This window comes from Enterovirga sp. (assembly GCF_035325185.1).
Classification (GTDB): domain Bacteria; phylum Pseudomonadota; class Alphaproteobacteria; order Rhizobiales; family Beijerinckiaceae; genus Enterovirga.
Genome location: NZ_DAOLAJ010000037.1, coordinates 1,374 through 5,122, shown reverse-complemented (window position 1 = coordinate 5,122; position 3,749 = coordinate 1,374). Strand labels below are relative to the sequence as shown.

Sequence of the window (3,749 nt, the reverse complement as noted above, 5' to 3'; positions counted from 1 at the left end):
GCGTGAAACGTCCCGCCATCCGGCCCGTGGGCCCCCCCGCCGCAGGCGCGCCGCCGGGGATCGGGGAGACGGCCGAGATCACCCTCGCCTTCGAGGACAATTCCCGGGCGGGCCTCGTCTTCGGCCATTACGACCAGAACCTCGCCCATATCGAGCGCCGCCTCGGCGTCGTCCTGAACGCGCTCGGCAACCGGGTCGTGATCAAGGGCCCGCCCGATCTCGCTTCGCGGGCGCGCCTCGTGCTGGAAGGGCTCTACGAGCGCGTCAGCGGCGAGGGCGCGGTCACGCTCGGCGATGTCGACGGGGCGATCCAGGAGAGCGCGCTCCAGGGCAGCCTGTTTCCGCAGGCGGAGCCGCCGGCGCCGGGGGCGGCCCGGTTCGAGCAGATCGCCACCCGCAAGCGCGGCCCGGTCCGGGCCCGCAACGCCGCCCAGGACCTCTATCTCAAGGCGCTGCGCCGCAACGAACTGGTCTTCGCCGAGGGGCCCGCCGGCACCGGCAAGACCTGGCTTGCGGTCGGCTTCGCCGTCTCGCTGCTGGAAGCCGGGCAGGCCGAGCGCCTGATCCTGTCGCGTCCGGCCGTCGAGGCCGGCGAGCGGCTCGGCTTCCTGCCGGGCGACATGCGCGAGAAGGTCGATCCCTATCTGCGCCCGATCTACGACGCGCTCTACGATTTCATGGAGGCGCGCCATGTCGAGCGCGGGCTCCAGACCGGCATGATCGAGATCGCGCCCCTCGCCTTCATGCGCGGGCGCACCCTGGCCAATGCGGTGATCCTGCTCGACGAGGCGCAGAACACCACCTCGATGCAGATGAAGATGTTCCTGACCCGCCTCGGCGAGAATTCGCGCATGATCGTCAACGGCGATCCGAGCCAGATCGACCTGCCGCCGGGCCAGCGCTCCGGCCTGATCGAGGCGATCCGCATCCTCGACGGGGTCGAGGGGGTCGCGCGCGTGCAGTTCCGCGACGTGGACGTGGTGCGCCACGACCTCGTCCGCCGCATCGTCAGCGCCTATGACGCCGCCTCGCGCGAGGCGCCGCCCTTGGGAGGGCCCCGCGCGTGATCGCGCTCGAGATCGAAGCGGAGGATCCCCGCTGGGATGCCGTCCCGGACCGGGACGGATTGCTGCGGCGCGCCGCCGATGCCGCCCTCGCGGTCCTGCCCGACCCGCCGGACGGGGATTTCGCCGTGACGCTCCTGCTCGCGGACGACGCGGCCCTGCGCGAGCTGAATGGCGCGTGGCGCGGCAAGGACGCGCCGACCAACGTCCTTTCCTTCCCTTCGCCGCCGATGGCGCCGCCGGGCGAGCCGGTTCCCCTCGGCGACGTGGCCCTGGCCTACGAGACCGTGGCGCGGGAGGCCTCCCAGGAGGGCAAGACCCTGGCCGACCATGTGGCCCATCTCGTGGTCCACGGCGTGCTTCACCTTCTCGGCCACGACCATGTCGAGGAGGCGGAGGCGGAGGAGATGGAACGCCTCGAAGCGCTGGCCCTGGCGCGCCTCGGCATCGCCGATCCCTACCGCGCAGCGGCCTGAACGTCTGTCCCATGAGCGACGAACGCAGCGAGCACAGGCCCGAGTCCCACGAGGGAGGCCGGGAGGGCTGGCTCGAGCGGCTGATCGGCCGCTTCTCGCATCGCGGCCGGGAATCGGCTCGCGAGGACCTCGAGGAGGCGCTGTCGGAAGCGACCGAGGCGGGCGATCTTTCGCCGCGCGAGCGGCTGATGCTGAAGAACGTGCTCGGCTTCCATCGCCTGCGGGTCAGCGACGTGATGGTGCCGCGCGCCGACATGGTCGCGGTGCCGGGCGACATGACCCTGGGCGAGGTCCTCGCCCTCTTCCGCACGGCCGGCCATTCGCGCCTGCCCGCCTATGGCGAGACGCTCGACGAGCCGCTCGGCATGGTCCATATCCGCGACTTCCTGGACTATCTGGCCTCGGGCGGCGTCGAGGCGGAGGCCGCGGGCGAGGCGCCGCGCGAGAACCTCGCCGGCATCGATCTCGGGCGCACGCTCGTCTCTTCCCATATCCTGCGGCCGGTCCTGTTCGTGCCCCGCTCCATGCCCGCCATCGACCTCCTGGCGCGGATGCAGGCGTCGCGCACCCATATGGCGCTCGTGATCGACGAATATGGCGGGACGGACGGGCTCGTCTCGATCGAAGACCTGGTCGAGACCGTGGTCGGCGATATCGAGGACGAGCACGACGAGACGGAGCGTCCGATCGTGCCCGAGGAGGGCGGCACGTTTCTTGCAGATGCCCGCGCGAGCCTGGAGGAGGTCTCCGAGGCCCTGGACGAGGATCTCGGCGTCGCGGTGGAGCATGACGAGGTGGATACGCTCGGCGGACTGATCGTCACCCTGGCCGGACGGGTGCCCTTGCGCGGGGAGGTGATCACGGGGCCGGGCGAGGTGGAATTCGAGGTGCTCGACGCCGATCCGCGCCGCCTGAAGCGGCTGCGCATCCGGCGCCGCTCTCGCGAGGGAAGCGGCGCGGCGCAGGATCGCTCGGTCCCGCCCGCCGCCTCCGGGGTGTCCGGTTGATTCGGAGCCTCGCGGATCGCGTGGTCCTGGCCGCGGGCTGGACGCGCGCGCTGATCGCCTTCGCGGCGGGCGCGTCGGGGGCGCTCGCCATGCCGCCTTTCGGATTCTGGCCGGCCTTGTCCCTCGCCTTCACGATCGCCGTCTGGCTGATCGACGGCTCGGTGGCCGCGGGACGGCTGGGCCGTATCGCCACGGCCGGGCGCGCGGCGCTCGCCGGCTGGCTGTGGGGCTTCGGCTATTTCGTGGCGGGCCTGTGGTGGCTCGGCTCCGCCTTCCTCGTCGAGGCCGATCTCTTCGCCTGGCTCATGCCCTTCGGCGTGCTCGGCCTGCCGGCTTTGCTCGCCTTCTTCCCGGCCGCGGGCTTCGGCCTCGCGGCCCTGTTCTGGCGGCCCGGCGCCTCGCGCCTCCTCGTCTTCACGCTCGCGCTGACGGGGAGCGAATGGCTCCGGGGCCATCTCTTCACCGGCTTTCCCTGGAACGCCTTCGGCATGGCCTTCGGCCAGAGCCTGCTGCTGATGCAATCGGCCGCCTTGCTCGGCCTCTGGGGCCTCACCTTCCTCGCGGTCCTGACGCTCGCGACCCCGGCCCTGCTCGGCACGGTGGAGGGCGCCCGCGCCCGCCTCGCGCCGCTCGCCGGGGCGGCTCTCTGCCTCGCTTTGATGGCGGGTTTCGGCGCGGCCCGCCTCGCCGGCGCCGCGGTTCCTCCCGTCGCGGGCGTCAAGCTGCGCATCATGCAGCCGAACCTGCCCCAGGATGCCAAGTTCCGGCCCGCGAACGGGCAGGCCATCCTGCGCTCCTACCTCGCGCTCAGCGACCGGGCGACCTCGCCGACGACCACCGGCCTCGCCGATGTCAGCCTGCTGATCTGGCCCGAATCCGCCTTCCCCTTCCTGCTGCACCGCGAGCCCGAGGCGCTGGCGCAGATCGCCGCGATCCTGCCCTCCCACACGACCCTGGTGACGGGAGCGGCGCGGCAGGGGGAGGGCCTGCCGGGCGAGGAGGCGGGACGCTTCTTCAACGCCATCCAGGTGGTCGGCCCGGACGGCGCCATTTCCGCGACCTACGACAAGATCCATCTCGTGCCTTTCGGGGAATATGTGCCGCATGTGCTCGACGCCACCTTGCGCGGGCTCGGGCTGCGGCAGTTCGTCCAGATGCCGGGCGGCTTCGCGCCGGGCGAGCGACGCTCCGCCCTGCGCATT

General features: G+C 72.0%; 4 protein-coding genes. All 4 read left to right on the top strand.

Going from position 1 to position 3,749, the window contains the following annotated elements; genetic code table 11:
* The first annotated feature begins 2 nt into the window (after positions 1–2).
* Positions 3–1,067, top strand: a complete 1,065-nt coding sequence (locus PKD06_RS09355) for a PhoH family protein (RefSeq protein ID WP_324379823.1) — start codon at positions 3–5, stop codon at positions 1,065–1,067.
* The gene (gene ybeY, locus PKD06_RS09350; RefSeq protein ID WP_324379821.1) at positions 1,064–1,540 is read left to right on the top strand and encodes an rRNA maturation RNase YbeY; all 477 of its coding nucleotides are present in this window, start codon (positions 1,064–1,066) and stop codon (positions 1,538–1,540) included. Before PKD06_RS09355 ends, ybeY begins: the two co-directional genes overlap by 4 nt.
* A gap of 11 nt (positions 1,541–1,551) precedes the next feature.
* The gene (locus PKD06_RS09345) at positions 1,552–2,547 is read left to right on the top strand and encodes a hemolysin family protein (RefSeq protein WP_324379819.1); all 996 of its coding nucleotides are present in this window, start codon (positions 1,552–1,554) and stop codon (positions 2,545–2,547) included.
* Positions 2,548–2,567: 20 nt separating this feature from the next.
* Positions 2,568–3,749 (top strand): apolipoprotein N-acyltransferase (lnt, locus tag PKD06_RS09340; RefSeq protein ID WP_324379818.1); only part of this gene is annotated, 1,182 nt, incomplete at its 3' end.

What these genes read in the sequence shown, in the direction of transcription:
- PKD06_RS09345 (WP_324379819.1), top strand. Translation starts at nt 1,552, where the DNA reads ATGAGCGACGAACGCAGCGAGCACAGGCCCGAGTCCCACGAGGGAGGC.